The sequence below is a fragment of the Aliiroseovarius sp. xm-d-517 genome, assembly GCF_013283135.1.
Taxonomy (GTDB): domain Bacteria; phylum Pseudomonadota; class Alphaproteobacteria; order Rhodobacterales; family Rhodobacteraceae; genus Aliiroseovarius; species Aliiroseovarius crassostreae.
Map to the genome: position 1 here is coordinate 2213901 of NZ_WBXT01000001.1, position 19258 is coordinate 2233158.

Here is a 19258-nt window from a genome sequence, read left to right on the forward strand (position 1 = left end):
CAGACCCCGAGGTATTTTGGGCAAGAAAAAGGGCTATTCCTTGATCATGGCGCGCAGGTCATAGACCAGGTTCAGCGCTTCACGTGGCGAGAGGCTGTCGGGCAGGACCTCCCGCAATGTTTCTTCGACCCTGGATGGCGCTGTTTTCACCGGCGCAGGCGCGGGCGGAGTGGCGGCAAACAGCGGCAGATCGTCAATCATCGCTTTGGCGCCCGCACCATCGCGCTCACCCTTCTCGAGCGCCTCAAGCACCACGTTGGCGCGGGCAATCACGGTTTCAGGCAACCCGGCGAGCTTGGCCACCTGCACCCCGTAAGACCGATCAGCAGCGCCTTTCTTCACCTCATGCAGGAAGATCACCTCGCCTTCCCATTCCTTGACTGAAATCGTCGCGTTTTCAACGCCGGTCAGCTTGGCTGCAAGCTGGGTCATTTCGTGGTAATGGGTGGCAAACAAAGCACGGCTGCGGTTTGTTTCGTGCAGATGCTCCAGCGTGGCCCAGGCGATTGAAAGGCCATCATAGGTGGCGGTGCCGCGGCCGATTTCATCGAGGATGACAAGCGCTCGATCATCGGCCTGGTTCAGGATGGCGGCGGTCTCCACCATTTCGACCATGAAGGTTGACCGTCCCCGGGCCAGATCATCCGAGGCCCCAACCCGGCTGAACAATTGTGAAACAATGCCGATATGGGCGGATTTCGCGGGAACGAAGCTTCCGGTCTGGGCCAGCAGCGCAATCAGGGCATTCTGGCGCAGAAATGTCGACTTACCCGCCATGTTGGGCCCGGTCAGCAGCCAGATATGGGCGTGGTCATTGCCGTTTGAGAGGGAGCAATCATTGGCGATAAACGGCTCACCGGTTTTGCGCAGGGCCGCTTCGACCACCGGGTGGCGTCCGCCGGTGATTTCGAATTTACGGCTCTCGTCCACATGCGGCATGGCCCATCCCTCGGCGCGCGCAAGATCGGCAAACCCGGTGGCGAGGTCGATTTCAGAGAGCGCACGAGCGGTGTCGGCAATGGCGGCGGCGCGGTCCAGAACCTCTCGTGTCAGGCTGGAATAGAGACGTTTTTCGATCTCCAGCGCACGGCTTCCCGCGTTGTGGATCTTGGTTTCCAGCTCGCTCAGGGCGATGGTGGTAAAACGCACGGCGTTGGCGGTGGTCTGGCGGTGGATGAAGGTCTCTGACAGGGGTGGATTCAGCATCTTGTCCGCATGGGTGGCGGTGGTTTCGATGAAGTATCCCAGCACATTGTTATGTTTGATCTTGAGCGAGCTGATCCCGGCAATCTGCGCGTATTCCGCCTGCATTCCGGCGATCACACCCCGGCCCTCATCCCGCAATTTGCGGGCTTCGTCCAGATCTTCGTCATAACCGGGGGCGATGAAACCGCCATCGCGGGCGAGGAGGGGGGGATCCGCCACCAGTGCCTCTTCCAGAAGAGACAGCAATGTATCGTGTCCGAGGAGCTTTTCCCCGGCCACCATCAGGCGTTCGGGGATCGCTTCGGCATTGGCGAGCTGTTCAGACAGGTCAATGGCGGCGCCCAGCCCGCCGCGGATTGCGGCCAGATCACGGGGGCCGCCCCGGTCCAGCCCCAACCGGGACAGGGCCCGATCCATATCGGGTGTTTTGCGCAAAGAGTCGCGCAGATCTTGGGAAATGCGGGACTGTTCCACCAGAAATGACACGGTTTCAAGGCGGGCGTGGATTTCGGAAAGGTTGCGCGACGGAGAGGAAATGCGCCGCTCCAACAGCCGCCCCCCGCCGGCGGTTACCGTGCGGTCCACCACTGACAAGAGGGATCCCTGGCGGCCGCCGGACATGGCATGGGTCAGTTCCAGATTGCGCCGCGTGGCGGCGTCGATCTGCAGCGTGCCATGGGACAATTCGCGCACGGGCGGGCGCAGCAGTGGCAATTTGCCTTTCTGGGTGATTTCCAGATATTCGACAATGGCGCCCATGGCGGCAATTTCTACACGGGTAAAGCTGCCAAATGCTTCGAGCGAGCCGACGGCGTATAGTTCTTTCAGACGTTTTTCCGCGCCGGTGCTGTCAAAAGCGGCCTGTCCAAGCGGGGTGGGGGCTGCGCCGGATTCAGTGACTATTCCATCAAGATCATACATGATCTGGTCGGGAAGAATGACCTCACGCGGGGCCAGGCGGGCCAGTTCCGGCGACAGGCGCATCCGCGAGCAGGGCATGACGCGGAACGCGCCGGTTGAAATATCGACCCAGGCAATTGCGCCGTCCTCGCGGATCTCGGCAAAAGCGGCGAGGAAATTGTGCCGACGCGCGTCCAGCAGGCTTTCTTCGGTAAGGGTGCCGGGGGTGACAAGGCGCACCACATCCCGTTTCACCACGGATTTCGCGCCGCGCTTCTTGGCCTCGGCCGGGTTTTCCAACTGTTCGCACACCGCCACACGAAACCCTTTGCGGATCAGCGTCAGCAGATACCCTTCGGCAGAATGCACCGGCACGCCACACATGGGAATATCCTTGCCCAGATGCTTGCCCCGCTTGGTCAGGGCAATATCCAGCGCCTCGGCGGCGGCAATGGCATCGTCAAAGAACAGCTCGTAAAAATCGCCCATACGATAGAACAGGAGCGCATCGGGATAGCCTTCCTTGATGTCGAGGAATTGCGCCATCATCGGTGTTACTTTGGCGGTTTTGTCGCTCACGTCGCTGGGATCCTTGATCTGGTCTGCATTGAGGTGGGTTTGGTTGATAAAATCAGAAAACAGGAGGGCGGGAAAACCGGTTTTCCGGGATATTTCCCGGCGTCAGGTGTTTTTCCGCCGAGAGACCCAGTTCCAGCTGGATTGGCACATCTCCTCCAGTCCCCGCTTGGCGGTAAAGCCCAGAAGTTCGCGGGCCCTGGAGGGGTCGGCATAGACGCTTGCCACATCCCCGGCACGGCGAGGGGCGATCCGGTGGGGCAGGGGTTTGCCCGCAGCCACCTCATAGGCGCGCAGCATATCCAGCACCGAATATCCCGTGCCAGTGCCAATATTTACAGTGTGGCTTCGGTCTGTTTCCAGCAGGGATTTGACCGACAGAACGTGGCCCTGCGCAAGATCCATCACGTGGATATAATCGCGCACACCGGTGCCGTCGGGCGTGTCGTAATCATCGCCAAAGATCGACAGCTCTGCCAGTTCTCCGGTGGCCACCTTAGCGATATAGGGCATCAGGTTGTTGGGCGTGTCATTTGGATCTTCGCCGATCAGCGCGCTGTCATGGGCGCCGGCGGGGTTGAAATAGCGCAGGATCCCAAAGGCCCATTTGTCATCGGAGGCGGCGATCTGGTTCAGCGACTGCTCACAGGCCAGTTTGGTAAAGCCATAGGGGTTGGTAAAGCCGAGATCAGCGGTTTCGGTGACGGGCAGCTGATCGGGCTGGCCATAAACCGTCGCCGAGGAGGAAAACACCAGTCGCCCACATCCGGCACGTTCCATCGCGCGCAGCAGCGCATAAAGCCCGGCAATATTGGTATTCAGGTATTCCAGCGGGATCTGGCTGCTTTCGCCCACGGCCTTGAGGGCGGCAAAATGAATGGCGGCGTCGATCTTGTGCTCGGAAAAAATGCGATCCAGCAGCCCCTCATCCAGCACGTCACCCGTATAGCAGGTGACCGGCGCGCCGGTGATCGTTTCAAGCCGGTCGATCACATCCGGCCGTGCGTTTGAGAAGTTATCCAGAATGACAATATCAAAGCCAGCCCTTGCAAGCTCGACATAGGTATGAGAGCCAATGAAACCCGCGCCGCCCGTCAACAAAATCGTCTGTGTCACTTGTCACTCCTGATGAAAGGTTTGGCCAAGATATAAATCATCACCCCGTGAAAGGCACGGACGGAATTTTTCGTGCCAGGGGGCTGCAATATCTGCAAATAAATTTCTGAATATTGCGCCACGGCAGGGATGAATTTTCGACTATTGCGCAAAAACTCCCGAATTGAGTTATAAAATGCTCAAATGAGGTTGAGCCTGCGCGCGACCCCCTGTAAGGGAGGAGGGTCTGTCTGTCGCAGGGAAAGGGCCAAGAGGAATGGCAAAACAACGCATCACCGATGAAGAGGCTCTGGCCTTTCACATCTACCCGACACCGGGCAAGTTCGAGGTCACGCCATCGGTGCCAATGACCACGCAACGCGATCTGTCGCTGGCCTATTCGCCGGGGGTTGCCGTGCCATGTGAGGCCATCGCAGCGGACCCGTCGACCGCGTATGATTACACCAACAAGGGCAATCTGGTGGCGGTGATTTCCAACGGCACAGCGGTGCTTGGATTGGGGAATTTGGGTGCGTTAGGGTCTAAACCGGTGATGGAAGGCAAGGCGGTCCTGTTCAAACGTTTTGCCGATGTGAACTCGATCGACATCGAACTGGACACCGAAGACCCGGAAGCCTTCATCAATGCGGTCAAGCTGATGGGGCCGACCTTCGGGGGCATCAATCTTGAGGATATCAAGGCGCCGGAATGCTTTATCATTGAGCAGAAGCTGAAGGAAGAAATGGACATTCCGGTGTTCCATGACGACCAGCATGGCACGGCGGTGATCTGTGCGGCGGGGCTTTTGAATGCGCTGCACCTCAGCGGCAAGAAGATCGAAGACTGCAAGATCGTGCTGAACGGCGCAGGGGCTGCAGGGATTGCTTGTATCGAGCTGATCAAATCCATGGGTGCGCGGCATGAAAACTGCATTGTCTGTGACACAAAGGGTGTGATTTATCAGGGCCGCACCGACGGCATGAACCAGTGGAAATCGGCCCATGCGGTGAACACCGATCTGCGCACGCTCGAAGAGGCGATGGACGGCGCGGATGTCTTTCTTGGCGTGTCGGTCAAAGGGGCCGTGACGCAGGATATGGTGAAATCCATGGCCGACAACCCGGTCATTTTCGCCATGGCCAACCCGGATCCGGAAATCACGCCGGAAGAGGCGCATGAGGTGCGCAATGACGCGATTGTTGCCACGGGCCGTTCGGATTACCCGAACCAGGTGAACAACGTTCTGGGCTTTCCCTACCTGTTCCGCGGTGCACTTGATATCCACGCTCGCGCCATCAATGACGAGATGAAAATCGCCTGTGCTCAGGCCCTTGCCGAACTGGCCCGCGAAGATGTGCCGGATGAAGTGGCGATGGCCTATGGTACCAAGCTGACCTTTGGTCGCGACTATATCATCCCGACCCCGTTTGATCCGCGCCTGATCTATACCATCCCCCCCGCCGTGGCGAAGGCCGGTATGGATACCGGGGTGGCACGCCGCCCGATCATCGACATGGAAAGCTATGCGCTGAACCTGAAATCGCGCATGGATCCCACCGCCTCCATCCTGCGGGGCATCACCGCTCGCGCCCGCAAGAACCAGGCCACGATGATCTTTGCCGAAGGGGATGATCCGCAGGTGCTCCGGGCTGCCGTGCAATACCAACGCAACGGGTATGGCCGTGCGCTGGTGGTGGGGCGTCAGGAAAATGTGCGCGAGAAGCTGGAAGCCGAGGGGCTGGGGGATGCAGTCCGCGAATTGCGTGTGGTGAACGCCGCCAACACGGAAAACCTCGGCCTTTACAAGGACTTCCTCTATGAGCGCCTACAGCGTCAGGGCTTTGATCGCCATGATGTGCATCGCCTCGCGGCTCGTGATCGCCATGTGTTTGCGTCGCTGATGCTGCAACATGGTCATGGTGATGGCCTGATCACCGGCGCCACGCGCAAATCGGCTTACGTGCTGGACCGGATCAACCATGTGTTTGATGCCCGCGCCAGTGACGGAGCGGTCGGTGTCACCGCCGTTCTGCACAAGGGCCGTATCGTGCTGATGGCTGATACGCTGGTGCATGAATGGCCCGAAACCGAAGATCTGGCCAATATCGCAGAGCGTGCCGCCGCCGTGGCGCGTGGCCTGGGGCTTGAACCCCGCGTCGCGTTTGTCAGTTTCTCGACCTTCGGCTACCCAATCTCGGAACGTGCGCAGAAACTGCATGAAGCGCCGGCAATTCTGGATCAGCGCGGCGTTGATTTCGAATATGATGGTGAGATGACTGCAGATGTGGCGCTGAACCCGGATGTGATGAAGCATTACCCGTTCTGCCGCCTGTCCGGGCCCGCCAATGTGCTGGTGGTTCCCGCCCGCCACTCGGCCTCGATTTCGGTCAAGATGATGCAGGAACTGGCGGGTGCCACGGTGATCGGCCCGATCCTGTCCGGCGTCGATAAACCGATTCAGATCTGTTCGACCAACTCCACGTCAAATGACATCCTGAATATGGCGGTTCTTGCCGCTGCACGTCTGGGTGAAAAGTAAAAACAGGCTCTGATCCTGCCTAAAACCGGCCCTTCCTTGGGGGCCGGTTTTTCTGTGCATATTTGCAATTTCTCTCTGCACCCACGGATGTTGAGCGCCCGATCCGCACCCCCATATACTCATTGCAGCATAAAGGAGCGGATCATGGGCCAGCTTGTGAACGGGAAATGGGAAGATGTCTGGTATGACACCAAATCCACCAAAGGGAAATTCAGGCGAAGCGAGGCGCAGTTTCGCAACTGGATCACCCGAGATGGATCCGCCGGACCAGGCGAAAAAGGTGGTTTTCAGGCGGAACAGGGTCGATATCATCTCTATGTCTCGCTGGCGTGCCCCTGGGCACACCGCACGTTGATCTTTCGCAAGCTGAAGGGGCTGGAGGGGCTGATCGGCGTCACTGTGGTCTCTCCCGACATGTTGTCAAACGGATGGGAGTTTGACCCGGACCGCGGTGGTGACCCGCTTTATGGCCATGCCTATCTGCACCAGCTCTATACACAGGCCAGCCCGGACTATTCCGGCCGGGTCACGGTGCCGGTGCTGTGGGACAAGCAGACCCAGATGGTGGTCAGCAATGAAAGTTCGGAAATCATCCGTATGTTCAATTCCGCCTTTGATGACATCACCGGAAACACGCTCGACTTCTATCCCGAAACCCTTCGCGCCCAGATCGACGAGGTGAATGCGTTTGTCTATTCCAGCATCAATAACGGGGTCTACAAATGCGGTTTCGCAACGACGCAAGAGGCCTATGAGCACGCATTTGACGCTTTGTTTGACGCCCTGGACCAGGTGGAAGATCGCCTGTCCCGGCACCGGTACCTCGTTGGCAATACGCTGACCGAGGCGGACTGGCGCCTGTTTACCACCCTGATCCGCTTTGATGCGGTCTATCATGGTCACTTCAAGACAAACCTGAAGCGGATCGAGGATTACCCAAACATTTCCAACTATTTACGTGATCTTTATCAGCATTCGGATATCGCGGACACCGTGGATTTCCACCAGATCAAACGGCATTATTACGCCAGTCATGAGACGATCAATCCGACCCGGATTGTGCCCAAAGGACCGGCGCAGGACTTCACCCGCCCCCATGACCGGACCCGGTTTGAGGTCGGTGTTTGACCGCAGTGCAGGAGCAACCCAAAGCGTTTCGGAATAAACATCTGTTTCATGTTTGCCCCGAAACGCCCTAAGCTGACCCATGTCCTACATTCTCACCCATTGGCGGGGGCATTCCCCGCTTTGGCGTGCCTTCTGGATCAATGGGGTGGCGTTGCGCGCCCTTGTCCTGCTTGGTTTTGGTGCGCTGGGGGCGGCCGCTCCGCTGGCCGTGTCTCTTGTGGCGGTCCTGCTGGGCGCCGATCTTCTGTGCCTGATCTGGCAATCTATCGGCTATTTCCGGAGCGCCGAGCGGAATTTGCGTGAATTAGGGTCTGTTTTGCCGCTCTGGGCGGGGATGATCGCTCTGATCATCGCGGTTTTTGCCTCGCTGTCGCAATGGTGGGCGCTGGCCTTGCAAACCACCCCGTTCCTGTCTGATGAACCGTATGCAGAGATGCGCAACCGGCATTACGCGGCGCAATATGACCTGTTTGCTGAGGGGGAGGTGGTGCAGTTGACGGGTGTGATCGCTCTGGGCGCTACCCGAGATTTGCAGCACCTCTTGCAGACCCACCCGGATGTGACCCGGATTGAACTGGACAGTGACGGTGGACATATCTTTGAGGCGCGCGGCATCGCGCGGCTGGTTCTGGAGCAGAAGCTGGACAGTCATGTGACCCGGCGGTGCAGTTCAGCCTGCACTTTGGTGTTTGTCGCCGGGCAGCGGCGGTTGCTGGCGCCGGGTGCGCGTCTGGGGTTTCATGGTTATGCACTGGGCGAAGCAGAGAAGCTTCCACGTTTCGATATTGCAGCCGAGCAGGAGCGGGATCGCAGTTTTCTGCGCAGTCGGGGAGTGTCCGAAACCTTCCTTGCCCGGATCTATCAATCTGGCCCGGATGAGATCTGGTTTCCCAGTGTGGAGGAGCTGGAAGCGGCGGGGGTTGTAACGCAATCGCCCTGAAATGGCCGGGGAAATGTTTAAACTTTCAATATGTGGCCCGTGAAAACTTTAAACTTCGGGCTTTTGATAGCATCAAAAGTTTCATGTTTCGAAAATGAAAAACCCCGCCTGAGGGGCGGGGTTTTCCGTGTTCTGTAAGAGAGGGCTTAGCCGATGATCGCGTTCAGCGTGGCCGAGGGGCGCATCACTTTGGCTTTCAGCTCAACCGAGGGGCGGAAGTAGCCGCCGATGTCAGCTGCCGGGCCCTGAGCTGCGGCCAGCTCGGCCAGGATCGCCTCTTCGCCCTCTGCCAGTGCTTTTGCAACCGGGGCAAACTCGGCCGCCAGATCCGCGTCATCGCCTTGTGCCGCAAGGGCTTCGGCCCAGTAGCGGGCGAACCAGTAATGGCTGTCGCGGTTGTCGGGCTGACCCACTTTGCGCGAGGGCGATTTGTTGTTGTCGAGGATACCCTGGGTGGCTTCCTCGGCCGCACGTCCCAGAACACCGGCTTTGGCGTTGCCTTTGACGTCCGCGAGGAAATTCAGGCTTTCACCCAGCGCACAGAATTCACCCATCGAATCCCAGCGCAGGTGGTTCTCTTCCACCAGCTGTTGCACGTGTTTCGGGGCCGATCCACCAGCACCGGTTTCAAACAGACCGCCGCCTTTCATCAGCTTCACGATCGACAGCATTTTGGCCGAGGTGCCCAGTTCCAGGATCGGGAACAGGTCGGTCAGATAGTCGCGCAGCACGTTGCCGGTGATGGCGATGCTGTCATCACCCGCAGTGATGGTTTTCAGCGACTGAGCGGTGGCTTCGCGCGGGGCCATGATCTGGAAAAGGTCAGACTTTCCAGCAGCTTCCAGTGCCGGGGTCACATATTTGATCAGCTCGGCGTCATGGGCGCGACCTGCGTCCAGCCAGAAGATCGCTTCCGATCCGGTCAGGCGCTGACGGTCGAGGGCCAGTTCGATCCAGTTCTCGATCGGGGCCTTTTTCACGGTGCAGGCGCGCCAGATGTCCCCGGCTTCGACGTCATGCGAATGCAGGGTTTCACCGTTGGCGGTGACCACGCGGATGGTGCCGTCTGCGGGGGCTTCGAACGTGGTCGGGTGCGAGCCGTATTCCTCGGCTTTCTGTGCCATCAGGCCAACGTTTGCCACGGCCCCGGCGGTGGCCGGGTTCAGGGCGCCATTGGCTTTGAAGAAGTTGATCGCTTCGTCATAGACGGTGGCATAGCAACGGTCGGGGATCACGCAGTTGGTGTCGCCTTTGTTGCCGGCCTCATCCCAGCCTTTACCGCCAGCGCGGATCACGGCGGGCATCGAGGCGTCGATGATCACATCCGACGGAACGTGCAGGTTGGTGATGCCTTTGTCCGAGTCGACCATATACATTGACGGACGGTCCAGAGCGGCGATTTCGGCTTTGATCTCGTCAGCGTTGTCCATGCCATTGATGGCATCCAGAACCGCGCCCAGACCCGAGTTCGGCGACCCACCGGCCGCGGCAATGGCTGCGCCATGCTTGTCCCAAACCGGCCCCAGCCATGCTTTGACTGCGTGGCCGAAGATGATCGGGTCCGACACTTTCATCATCGTCGCTTTCATGTGAAGCGAGAACATGGTGCCGTCTTTCTTGGTGTCTTCGATGGCGTCTGCCAGGAAGGCGCCCAGAGCTTTTGCCGACATGAAGGTCGCATCCGCAATGGTGCCTTCTTCCAGCGCCCAGCCGTCTTTCAGAACGGTCACAGCGCCGTCACGGCCCACGAATTCGATCTTTGCGTCACCGGCTTGGGCGGCAGTGATGGTGGCCGAAACTTCGTTTGCATAGAAGTCGTTACCCGGCATCGAAGACACTTTGGTTTTGCTGTCCGATGCCCATTCCCCCATCGAATGCGGGTTGTTCTGAGCATAGTTTTTCACGGCTTTTGCAGCGCGGCGGTCCGAGTTGCCTTCGCGCAGAACCGGGTTCACGGCAGAACCTTTGATCGCGTCGTAACGTGCGCGGATGGCTTTTTCTTCGTCGGACTTCGGCTCTTCCGGGTAGTTCGGAATGTTGTAACCTTGCGATTGCAGCTCTTCGACGGCGGCAACCAGCTGCGGCACCGAGGCCGAGATGTTCGGCAGTTTGATCACGTTGGCGTCCGGGGTTTTTACCAGTTCGCCAAGGGCGGCCAGATCGTCGGACTGGCGCTGTTCAGCGGTCAGGTTTTCCGGGAAGGTGGCGATGATACGACCCGCGAGCGAGATGTCCGGGGTGCCCACGGTGATGTCGGCGCTTGATACGAATTTGCGGATGATCGGCAGGAAGGAGGCCGAGGCCAGCTCCGGCGCTTCGTCTACAATGGTATACAAAATATCTGGCTGCGATGTGTCGGTCATGTCAGAACACCCCTTTTTTTCGCTGAAAGGATCACCGCCGGGCACCTGCCCAAAGCTGGTGAGATGTGAGATTTCCCCCCTCCCTTACACAAATTGCGTGAAGAAAAAAAGGGGCGTAGCGCTATCAGCGCAGTGAAAAAAGGCCGCAGCTTGTGCCACGGCCTTCCGGTTCGATCAAAGCCGGTCAATGATGGCCTGGGCGATGGTCATCGTGGTGCCGGTGCCGCCCAGATCCGGGGTCACGCGGTCTTTGGCCTGCACGGTTTCGATCACCGCTTTCTTCAGGCGCTGGGCGTCGTCGGTTTTGCCGACATGTTCCAGCATCAGACCCGCAGCCATCAGAAAGGCGCAGGGGTTGGCCTTTTGCTGGCCTGCAATATCCGGGGCTGAGCCGTGCACAGCCTCGAAAATGGCGGCGTCTGTGCCGATATTGGCACCCGGGGCCAGGCCCAGACCGCCGACAAGCCCGGCGGCGAGGTCAGACAGGATGTCACCGAAGAGGTTGGTGGTGACGATCACGTCAAATGCGTCCGGATACATCACCATCTGCATGGCGCAGGCATCGACAATGCGTTCGTCCCAGGCCACGCGGTCTTCATATTCCTTGGCGATTTTGCGGGCCTCTTCCAGAAACATGCCCGAGAGTAGTTTCAGGATGTTGGCCTTATGCACGATCGAGACCTTTTTGCGTCCATTCGCCAGAGCATATTCAAAAGCGGCACGGGTGATGCGCTGGGCACCTTCTTTGGTATTGTACCCGGTTGAAAAGACTTTGCCTTCCGGGTCGCCATTGTGTTCCATATAGCCTTCGTCCGAGATGTAATACCCTTCCAGGTTCTCGCGGAAGATCACCATGTCCACATTGTCGAACCGACCGTCGAGCTTGATCGTCTTGGTCGGGCGGACATTGGCATAAAGGTTGAAGGCCTGACGCAGTTGCAGGTTGATCGATTTGAAGCCACCGCCCACCGGTGTGGTCAGCGGGCCTTTGAGGGCCAGTTTGGTGTTGCGGATACTGTCGATTGTGGCCTGCGGCAGCGGTTCGCCCGCCGCGTCAATGCCAGCCATGCCAGCCTGCTGCACGTCCCACTTGAAGGGCGCCCCCATGTGATCGAGGATGGCGGTGACAGCTTCGGTGATTTCGGGTCCGATCCCATCTCCGGGGATCAGAGTGGCGTCGATTTGGGTCGTCATGGCGGAAACTCCCTGCTTGTGACTTACCGTTTGGCCTATGGATTCTGCTGGTTGATATAAACGGTATACAATGGAATACAATAGAAAACTAATATTCTGAAATGTGAATGGTATCGGGATTTTAAGCGCGCTCGCCCCGGTTCTCTCTTGCGTAAACACCAAGAAATTATAGGGTTTTCTCAAGAGGATCTTGCCATGACCATCTTTAATCTCGGATCGATTAATATCGACAATTTTTACCAGCTGCCGCATCTTCCGGGGGCTGGCGAAACGATCAGCGCCGCACATCATGCGATTTCGCTGGGGGGAAAGGGGGCCAATCAATCTGTGGCGGCCAGCCTTGCCGGTTGCCCTGTGCACCATATCGGTGCCATCGGATCAGATGGGCATTGGTGTCGCGTGGCGTTGGAGCAGCGCGGTGTGGATGTGCGCGATATCGACGTGACAGAAGGGGCAACCGGCCACGCCAATATCTGCATTGATCCTGATGGCGAGAACATGATTGTGCTGATGCCCGGTGCCAACCATGCGCTGAGTTGGGATTTCGTGCGCTCGGCACTGGAGAGGATGACGGCGCAGGACCTGCTGCTCTTGCAGAACGAGACCAACCTGGTGCCCGCGGCTGCAAAGTTTGCCCATGAACGGGGTGCAAAGGTGATCTATTCTGCGGCACCCTTTGATGCATCCGCCGTGCGAGAGGTGCTGCCATATTGCGATCTTCTGGTGATGAATGAGGTTGAGGCAACCCAGCTTTCCGCCGCGCTGGGCGTTGGGCTTAACGAGATTGATGTGCCTGCTTTACTGGTCACAAAAGGGGCAGAAGGGGCGGTCTGGAGTGATCAGAAAACCGGGCAGGAGCTCCGCGCGCCTGCTTTCAAGGTACAGCCCGTGGATACGACCGGGGCCGGAGATTGTTTTATTGGTTACGTGGCCGCAGGGTTGGATCAGAAACTGCCCTTGGAGCAGGTGTTGCGCCGGGCGTCAGCCGCAGCCGCCCTTCAGGTCACCCGTAAAGGCACGGCCGAGGTGATGCCCATGGCAGAAGAGGTGACAGCGTTTTTGAAGGCGCGAGTTTAGGGGCTTGACGCTACCCCAAGAGCTTGGCCAGCTGCATTGCGGTGGTCATATCCCCCGACAGCTTGATCTTGCCCATCATGACCGCCGTCATTGGATTGAGCTTTCCAGTCAGCAGTTTCTGCAGGTTCTCGGTCGACAGGCGCAGGGTGCAATCCGTGTCACGGTTTTCGGTGCTGGCGGCGTTTTCGGCCAGCACGATCACCCCATCCTCGCCGCAATCAAATTTCAAAGACCCGTTAAAGCTGCGCCCTTCGAGGCCGGATTGTATCCCCTCGGCAAGTTTTTGTAGTGGCATGTCAGTTCCTCCCATTTGCTTCTCGATAGAAAGACGATCCCGGGTCTGGCAAGCATGACCAAAGGGGAGGTGGGGCGCGCCGGGGAATTTCCGGGCGCTGTCATCAGAAATATCAGGCCTGGCTCAATATTTCGATTGTGCGGGCGCAGGGGTGTCCCGCGTAATGAACGTCAAGCACCTGTCGGAACATGTCCGGCGCGTTCGGGACGGCAGCAAACAGCGTCATGCAGGAGCGCAGTTTCTGCGCATCCACAGCCCCCAGGATCTCAACCGGATCCGTGCCAGCGTGTTCCAGCAACAGGGATGCCGCAACGACTAGGCGCCGTTTCAGTTCATCATGCGCCAGATAGGCGGTGGCCTCGTTCAGATCCTCCAGCCCATAAAGCTGCGACATGTCGGACCTGCCCAGCTCGGCCAGTTGCGGAAAGACGAACCACATCCAGTGGCCGGTCTTTTTTCCGGCCTGCAATTCGCTCAGGACATCGCTCCAAACGGTGTCCTGAGCTTCGATGAACATGTCCAGCTCATCGTCGATATCTTCGTCGTCGTAGCTCACTTGCCAACACGACGGTTGCGGTCGGCAATCAGCTTCAGGCGAAGGGCGTTCAGCTGAATGAACCCGGCCGCATCGGTCTGATCATAGGCGCCCATGTCTTCTTCAAAGGTCACATGCGCCTCGGAATAGAGCGAGTGATCCGACCAGCGACCAACCACGCGGGCCAGACCCTTGTAGAGTTTCATGCGCACAGTGCCGGTGACATGTTCCTGCGACAGGTCAATCGCAGCCTGCAGCATTTCGCGTTCGGGCGAATACCAGTATCCGTTATAGATCAGTTCGGCGTAACGCGGCATCAGCTCATCTTTCAGATGCATTGCGCCACGGTCCATAGTGATCGATTCGATGCCGCGATGGGCGTCGAGCAGGATGGTGCCGCCCGGGGTTTCATAGATCCCGCGCGATTTCATGCCCACATAGCGGCCTTCGACCAGATCCAGACGACCGATGCCGTGCTTGCGGCCATATTCATTGAGCTCGGTCAGGATGGTTGCCGGCGACATTTTCACGCCGTTGATACCGACGGCATCGCCCTTTTCGAACTCGATCTCGATGAATTCCGGGGTGTCCGGTGCGTCTTCGGGATGCACGGTGCGCTGGTAGACATAATCTGGTGCGTCCTCAGCCGGGTCTTCCAGAACCTTGCCTTCAGACGAGGTGTGCAGCAGGTTCGCGTCAACCGAGAAAGGTGCCTCGCCACGTTTGTCCTTTGCCACCGGGATTTGGTGCTGTTCGGCGAATTCCAAGAGCTTGGTGCGCGAGCCCAGATCCCATTCACGCCAGGGCGCGATCACAACGATTTCCGGGTTCAGCGCATAGGCCGCCAGTTCGAACCGAACCTGATCGTTGCCTTTGCCGGTTGCCCCGTGGGACACGGCGTCGGCACCGTGTTCTTCGGCAATTTCAACCAGACGCTTGGAAATCAGCGGACGCGCGATCGAGGTGCCCAGCAGGTAAAGCCCTTCATATTGCGCATTGGCACGGAACATCGGGAACACGAAATCGCGCACGAACTCTTCGCGCAGATCTTCGATATGAATGTTTTCCGGTTTGATGCCCAGCATCTCGGCCTTTTTGCGGGCCGGCTCCAGCTCTTCGCCCTGACCAAGGTCGGCGGTAAAGGTGATCACTTCGCAACCATATTCGGTTTGCAACCATTTCAGGATGATCGAGGTATCGAGACCACCGGAATAGGCCAGCACAACTTTCTTGGGTGCAGCTTGCGGTGCAGTGTTGGAAGAAATCATCATATTCCCTTTCACGAGCGTGTCACCGCGCGCTTATCCCGTTTTTGTCCGGGGGGCAAGTATTGCAGGGCCATCCCGTCCTTGCTTTGATCGGCTTTCCGTGATTTTAGAAGTCTAATACACGTATTGATTGAAAGGGGTTGGTGTGTCTGGTCTGGATGTCTTGAAACATTCCTGGAAAATGGTGTGGCGCAACAAGATGGATGCTGCGCGGATTTCTGTGGTGTTGTTGCTGTTGTCCATGGTTGTTGGGTTCGCCCTCAGTTATTCGGTCGCGTTTTCACCTGAGTTGCTGCTGGCATTGGACCCGATCGGGTTCGTTTTGGTGCAGCTTGTTCAGCAGGTATTGTCCCTCTTGATTGGTGCTTGGATTGCGGTGGCCTGGCATCGTTATGTTCTGATGAATGAGGATCCAACAGGCTGGTTGCCGCAACTGCGTGGGCCACAGGTGATGACATACGCGCTCTGGGCGGTCCTGATGATGATTGGGGTCGTTGTGCTGTCTTTTCCGCTGATTTTGGCTTCCTTGCTCATGATTGAAAGTATCGAAGCAGGGGCGGTTCCGAATACCGGGCAGATCGTATTTCTGCTCATCTCCTTTGTGGTTGTGATGACCCTTGCCATGATTGCAATGATGCGTTTGTCGACAGTGCTTGTGTCGCGCGCGCTGGGCGAACGGTTGGGGATCAAAGAGGCATGGGCGGCAACGCGCGGGTCCAGCAAGATGATCTTTGCCCTGTTCTGCTGGATGTTCCTGATCCTGTTCGCCGTGATGTTGGTGGTGGGAATTGTGGCGGGCATTTTGGGATCAATGGGGCTGACGATTTTGGTGTTTGGAGTTGTGGTGCCCATCTATGTGTTTGGGGGGTGGCTGTTTGCCATGCTGCAAATCAGCATCATGACCACGATCTACGGCGTTTATGTTGAAGGGCGAGAGCTGCCGTATTCCGGGGGAAAACTGGCGTAAACCACCTTGCCAAGAGCCTGCCCTTGGGTCAGACATTCCAGATGAGCGATTTTCTGAAAAAAGCCCGTGTGGCAGAACAGCAGATGCGGGCGCTGTTCCCCGCGACGCCCTTGCAGCGCAATGACCATCTGTCGGCCATGTATGATGCCGATATCTGGTTGAAGCGCGAAGACCTCAGCCCTGTGCGCAGCTACAAGATCCGCGGGGCGCTGAATGCGATGGGCAAGGCGCTTGCGAAAAATCCAGATCAGGACGTGTTTGTCTGTGCTTCCGCGGGCAACCATGCGCAGGGTGTGGCGTTTGTGTCGCGTCATTTCGGCGTCAAGGGCGTGATCTTCATGCCGGTCACAACCCCTCAGCAGAAAATTCAGAAGACCCGGATTTTTGGGGGAGACTCGATCGAGATCCGCCTTGTAGGCGACTATTTCGACGATACGCTTGCGGCCGCGCAGGAGTATTGTGACGAAGTGGGCGGGCATTTCCTCTCACCCTTCGATGATAAGGATGTGATCGAGGGGCAGGCCAGCGTCGCAGCTGAAATCTCCGCCCAGCTGGGGCGCAACCCGGATGTGGTTGTCCTGCCTGTGGGCGGTGGTGGCCTGTCTGCCGGGATCACCAGATATCTGGCTGAAGTGGCTCCGGAGACCGTGCTGCATTATGTCGAACCCGCCGGGGGGGCCTCGCTTGCGGCTGCGATTGCGCAGGGGCAGCCGGTCACCCTTGATCGGGTTGATAATTTCGTGGATGGGGCTGCTGTGGCACGGATTGGGGCACAACCCTTTGACGTGCTGCGGGATGTGCCATCCGCGCGGGTCCATGGGGTTCCCGAGGATCGGATCTGCACAACCATGCTTGATATGTTGAACGTGGAAGGGGTGGTGCTGGAACCGGCCGGGGCATTGTCCGTTGATGTGCTGAAGGATCTGCGGGATGAGGTCAGGGGCAAGACGGTGGTTTGCGTGACCTCTGGGGGCAACTTTGATTTTGAACGCCTGCCGGAGGTGAAAGAGCGCGCTCAGCGGTATTCCGGGTTGAAAAAATACTTCCTGCTCCGCCTGCCCCAGCGCCCCGGCGCGCTTAAGGACTTCCTGCAAATCCTGGGACCAGACGACAACATTGCGCGTTTTGAGTATATGAAGAAGTCCGCCCGGAATTTTGGCTCGGTTTTGATTGGGATCGAAACCACGGTGCCTGAGAATTTTGATGCGTTGTTCGATGCGCTCGAACAGAAGGGCTTTGCCTATTCCGATATCACCGATGATGAAATGCTGGCTGAGTTTGTCATTTAAACGAAACGCTGATTTCAGTGCGCGGTGAACACCTCTTTTGAGGCGAAATACGTATCGAAGACCGGCGTGAGATCAACATCGGCGGCCATGCCGCGGGCTGCCATCTGTTCGCCGTCTCCGCATAGTTTTGACAGGGCGTCAAAGCCCAGATTCACGGCAGAGCTTTTCAGAAAATGCAGGTCCTGTTCATATTGTGACGGGTCGGGGTTGTTGCGCAACCGGTCGATGACCTCATCCACCTCCATCAGGAACATCTCTGCTACCTCGGCAAAATCCTCTTCGCCGATCTCTGCTTTCAATTCCGCGACGCGATCCCAGCTGATCATCCTGCCCTCATAAGAAATAAATCGTTGATACTGCGCCTTGAATAGCCGGTGATGGTTAAGCTGGGGTTAGTGTGACAGCAAATTTCCTGCAAATTTTAAATTTAAACCGCCGTTAAATCTCTGGGGGCTATGGCTGAAAGGAATGTAAGCGACTCGCAATGGCGATGAAGGGTAACCCGTGGCAAAATCTGCTATAAATCCAGATATGATCAACTCTGCTGTCAGAGATGGCGCAGCCTTGGGGGAGGCCTCCGTCAACACTGTTCTGGTCGTGGATGACAGCCGCGCGCAGCGGATGATTGTAAGCTCAACCCTCAAACGTCAGGGGTTTACCGTTGTTGAAGCCGGATCCGGTGAGGAAGCGCTGGAGAAGATTGCCACGGAAGATATCGACCTGATCCTGTCTGACTGGATGATGCCGGGCATGGATGGCCTGGAGCTTTGTCAGGCGTTTCGCGCGATGGAGAGAGACAAGTATGGCTATTTTATCCTTCTGACGTCCAAAAGCGAAAAGGGCGCGGTGGCGCAGGGGCTGGATGTCGGGGCGGATGATTTCCTGAATAAACCCGTCAATGCCGAGGAGTTGCGGGCCCGGATCAATGCCGGTGGCCGGATCATGTCCATGGAGCGGGAGCTTCAGGAAAAGAACAGGCTGGTCAACGCAACCCTTACTGAAATCCAGACAATTTACGACTCCATTGATCGGGATCTGATCGAAGCGCGCAACATGCAGCAATCTTTGGTGCGTGAACGGTTTCGTGATTTTGGGTCCTCGGAGATCAGCTTGCTGTTGCAGCCTTGTGGGCATGTGGGCGGCGATCTTGTCGGGATGTTTCAGGCTGATGAGAATACCGTCGCGATTTACTCGATTGATGTGTCAGGCCACGGGATTGCCTCTGCGCTTCTGACGGCCCGCCTTGCATCATATTTGTCGGATGGATCGCCTGAGCAGAATATCACCATGTCCACGGGCCTGCGGGGGAAATTGCGCCTGCGTGATCCGGAAGAAGTGGCCTATCTGCTCAATACCATGATGCTGGAGGATATGCCTACTGAGCATTACTTCACCATGATTCTCGCCTATCTCGACCTGAATACAGGTGTGTTGAAGCTCACCCAATGCGGCCATCCAAACCCCGTGTTGCTGCGCGCAGATGGCAGTGTGGAATATGTTGGGCAGGGCGGTTTGCCGATCGGGTTGATCCGGGGAAGCAGCTATGAGCGTTTTGAAATCGCTCTCGAACCGGGCGACCGGCTCATGTTCTATTCGGATGGATTTACCGAAGCGGAGAATGAGAAGGACCAGATGCTGGAGGAAGAGGGGTTTGAAAGAATGATCTCACGCAATGCCTCATTGAAAGGGCAGCTGTTTCTGGATGGGCTGGTGTGGGAGCTGGATAATTACTGCGGCAGCCGGGAATTCGGTGATGACTTGTCGATGGCAGTGATTGAATACAAGGGCCAAACGCGTTGATGTTTGGGGGATTGGCGAAATAATTCGCGCGCTCCCTCTTTTTCCAACGGTTGCCGCGACCATATAGACGCGGTATGCAAACGAAT

General features: G+C 57.6%; 15 protein-coding genes. 7 read left to right on the forward strand and 8 right to left on the reverse strand.

The window, feature by feature from the left end; genetic code table 11:
- Positions 1–33: 33 nt before the first annotated feature.
- Positions 34–2655 (reverse strand): DNA mismatch repair protein MutS, encoded by a 2622-nt coding sequence (gene mutS / locus XMD517_RS10735; protein WP_173487911.1) that lies wholly within the window; start codon positions 2653–2655, stop codon positions 34–36.
- A 132-nt stretch (positions 2656–2787) separates the two neighbouring features.
- The gene (gene galE / locus XMD517_RS10740) at positions 2788–3798 is read right to left on the reverse strand and encodes a UDP-glucose 4-epimerase GalE (RefSeq protein WP_173487846.1); all 1011 of its coding nucleotides are present in this window, start codon (positions 3796–3798) and stop codon (positions 2788–2790) included.
- 256 nt (positions 3799–4054) lie between these two features.
- Here galE and XMD517_RS10745 point away from each other — a divergent pair, with 256 nt between their 5' ends.
- The 3 genes from XMD517_RS10745 to XMD517_RS10755 all read left to right on the forward strand — a co-directional run bounded on the left by XMD517_RS10745 (position 4055) and on the right by XMD517_RS10755 (position 8384).
- Positions 4055–6316 (forward strand): NADP-dependent malic enzyme, encoded by a 2262-nt coding sequence (locus XMD517_RS10745; protein ID WP_173487845.1) that lies wholly within the window; start codon positions 4055–4057, stop codon positions 6314–6316.
- A gap of 144 nt (positions 6317–6460) precedes the next feature.
- Positions 6461–7444, forward strand: coding sequence for a glutathione S-transferase family protein (locus XMD517_RS10750; protein ID WP_173487844.1), 984 nt, complete (start codon positions 6461–6463; stop codon positions 7442–7444).
- Positions 7445–7523: 79 nt separating this feature from the next.
- Positions 7524–8384 (forward strand): hypothetical protein, encoded by an 861-nt coding sequence (locus XMD517_RS10755; protein ID WP_173487843.1) that lies wholly within the window; start codon positions 7524–7526, stop codon positions 8382–8384.
- Positions 8385–8530: 146 nt separating this feature from the next.
- Here the strand turns inward: XMD517_RS10755 and XMD517_RS10760 are convergent, their stop codons facing one another.
- A complete protein-coding gene (locus XMD517_RS10760; RefSeq protein WP_173487842.1) occupies positions 8531–10747 on the reverse strand; it encodes an NADP-dependent isocitrate dehydrogenase in 2217 nt (738 codons plus the stop codon).
- A 174-nt stretch (positions 10748–10921) separates the two neighbouring features.
- A complete protein-coding gene (locus XMD517_RS10765) occupies positions 10922–11941 on the reverse strand; it encodes an isocitrate/isopropylmalate dehydrogenase family protein (RefSeq protein ID WP_173487841.1) in 1020 nt (339 codons plus the stop codon).
- 195 nt (positions 11942–12136) lie between these two features.
- Between XMD517_RS10765 and XMD517_RS10770 the strand changes: the two genes are divergently transcribed.
- Positions 12137–13018, forward strand: a complete 882-nt coding sequence (locus XMD517_RS10770) for a ribokinase (RefSeq protein WP_173487840.1) — start codon at positions 12137–12139, stop codon at positions 13016–13018.
- Between the two features lie 10 nt (positions 13019–13028).
- Here XMD517_RS10770 and XMD517_RS10775 read toward each other — a convergent pair whose 3' ends face one another.
- The 3 genes from XMD517_RS10775 to XMD517_RS10785 all read right to left on the reverse strand — a co-directional run bounded on the left by XMD517_RS10775 (position 13029) and on the right by XMD517_RS10785 (position 15116).
- Complete coding sequence (locus XMD517_RS10775; RefSeq protein ID WP_055192920.1) at positions 13029–13313, reverse strand: SCP2 sterol-binding domain-containing protein; 285 nt, start codon at positions 13311–13313, stop codon at positions 13029–13031.
- Positions 13314–13425: 112 nt separating this feature from the next.
- A complete protein-coding gene (locus tag XMD517_RS10780; protein WP_173487910.1) occupies positions 13426–13830 on the reverse strand; it encodes a DUF1810 domain-containing protein in 405 nt (134 codons plus the stop codon).
- Positions 13831–13865: 35 nt separating this feature from the next.
- Positions 13866–15116 carry an argininosuccinate synthase gene (locus XMD517_RS10785; RefSeq protein WP_173487839.1) on the reverse strand — a complete coding sequence of 417 codons (1251 nt, stop codon included), beginning with the start codon at positions 15114–15116 and terminating at the stop codon, positions 13866–13868.
- Positions 15117–15261: 145 nt separating this feature from the next.
- Between XMD517_RS10785 and XMD517_RS10790 the strand changes: the two genes are divergently transcribed.
- The gene (locus tag XMD517_RS10790; protein WP_173487838.1) at positions 15262–16083 is read left to right on the forward strand and encodes a hypothetical protein; all 822 of its coding nucleotides are present in this window, start codon (positions 15262–15264) and stop codon (positions 16081–16083) included.
- A gap of 41 nt (positions 16084–16124) precedes the next feature.
- Positions 16125–17372, forward strand: coding sequence for a threonine ammonia-lyase IlvA (ilvA, locus tag XMD517_RS10795; protein WP_173487837.1), 1248 nt, complete (start codon positions 16125–16127; stop codon positions 17370–17372).
- Positions 17373–17386: 14 nt separating this feature from the next.
- On the opposite strand, the gene XMD517_RS10800 is transcribed toward ilvA, so the two are convergent.
- Positions 17387–17698: an Hpt domain-containing protein gene (locus XMD517_RS10800; RefSeq protein WP_055192922.1), complete on the reverse strand. Its 312-nt coding sequence runs from the start codon at positions 17696–17698 to the stop codon at positions 17387–17389.
- Positions 17699–17903: 205 nt separating this feature from the next.
- Between XMD517_RS10800 and XMD517_RS10805 the strand changes: the two genes are divergently transcribed.
- The gene (locus tag XMD517_RS10805; RefSeq protein ID WP_173487836.1) at positions 17904–19172 is read left to right on the forward strand and encodes a PP2C family protein-serine/threonine phosphatase; all 1269 of its coding nucleotides are present in this window, start codon (positions 17904–17906) and stop codon (positions 19170–19172) included.
- The last annotated feature ends 86 nt before the right edge of the window (positions 19173–19258 follow it).

Coding starts and splice junctions, on each gene's coding strand:
- mutS (WP_173487911.1), bottom strand. CDS start 2,655: ATGATGGCGCAATTCCTCGACATCAAGGAAGGCTATCCCGATGCGCTC.
- XMD517_RS10745 (WP_173487845.1), top strand. CDS start 4,055: ATGGCAAAACAACGCATCACCGATGAAGAGGCTCTGGCCTTTCACATC.
- XMD517_RS10750 (WP_173487844.1), top strand. CDS start 6,461: ATGGGCCAGCTTGTGAACGGGAAATGGGAAGATGTCTGGTATGACACC.
- XMD517_RS10755 (WP_173487843.1), top strand. CDS start 7,524: ATGTCCTACATTCTCACCCATTGGCGGGGGCATTCCCCGCTTTGGCGT.
- XMD517_RS10760 (WP_173487842.1), bottom strand. CDS start 10,747: ATGACCGACACATCGCAGCCAGATATTTTGTATACCATTGTAGACGAA.
- XMD517_RS10765 (WP_173487841.1), bottom strand. CDS start 11,941: ATGACGACCCAAATCGACGCCACTCTGATCCCCGGAGATGGGATCGGA.
- XMD517_RS10770 (WP_173487840.1), top strand. CDS start 12,137: ATGACCATCTTTAATCTCGGATCGATTAATATCGACAATTTTTACCAG.
- XMD517_RS10775 (WP_055192920.1), bottom strand. CDS start 13,313: ATGCCACTACAAAAACTTGCCGAGGGGATACAATCCGGCCTCGAAGGG.
- XMD517_RS10780 (WP_173487910.1), bottom strand. CDS start 13,830: ATGTTCATCGAAGCTCAGGACACCGTTTGGAGCGATGTCCTGAGCGAA.
- XMD517_RS10785 (WP_173487839.1), bottom strand. CDS start 15,116: ATGATTTCTTCCAACACTGCACCGCAAGCTGCACCCAAGAAAGTTGTG.
- ilvA (WP_173487837.1), top strand. CDS start 16,125: ATGAGCGATTTTCTGAAAAAAGCCCGTGTGGCAGAACAGCAGATGCGG.
- XMD517_RS10800 (WP_055192922.1), bottom strand. CDS start 17,698: ATGATCAGCTGGGATCGCGTCGCGGAATTGAAAGCAGAGATCGGCGAA.
- XMD517_RS10805 (WP_173487836.1), top strand. CDS start 17,904: ATGATCAACTCTGCTGTCAGAGATGGCGCAGCCTTGGGGGAGGCCTCC.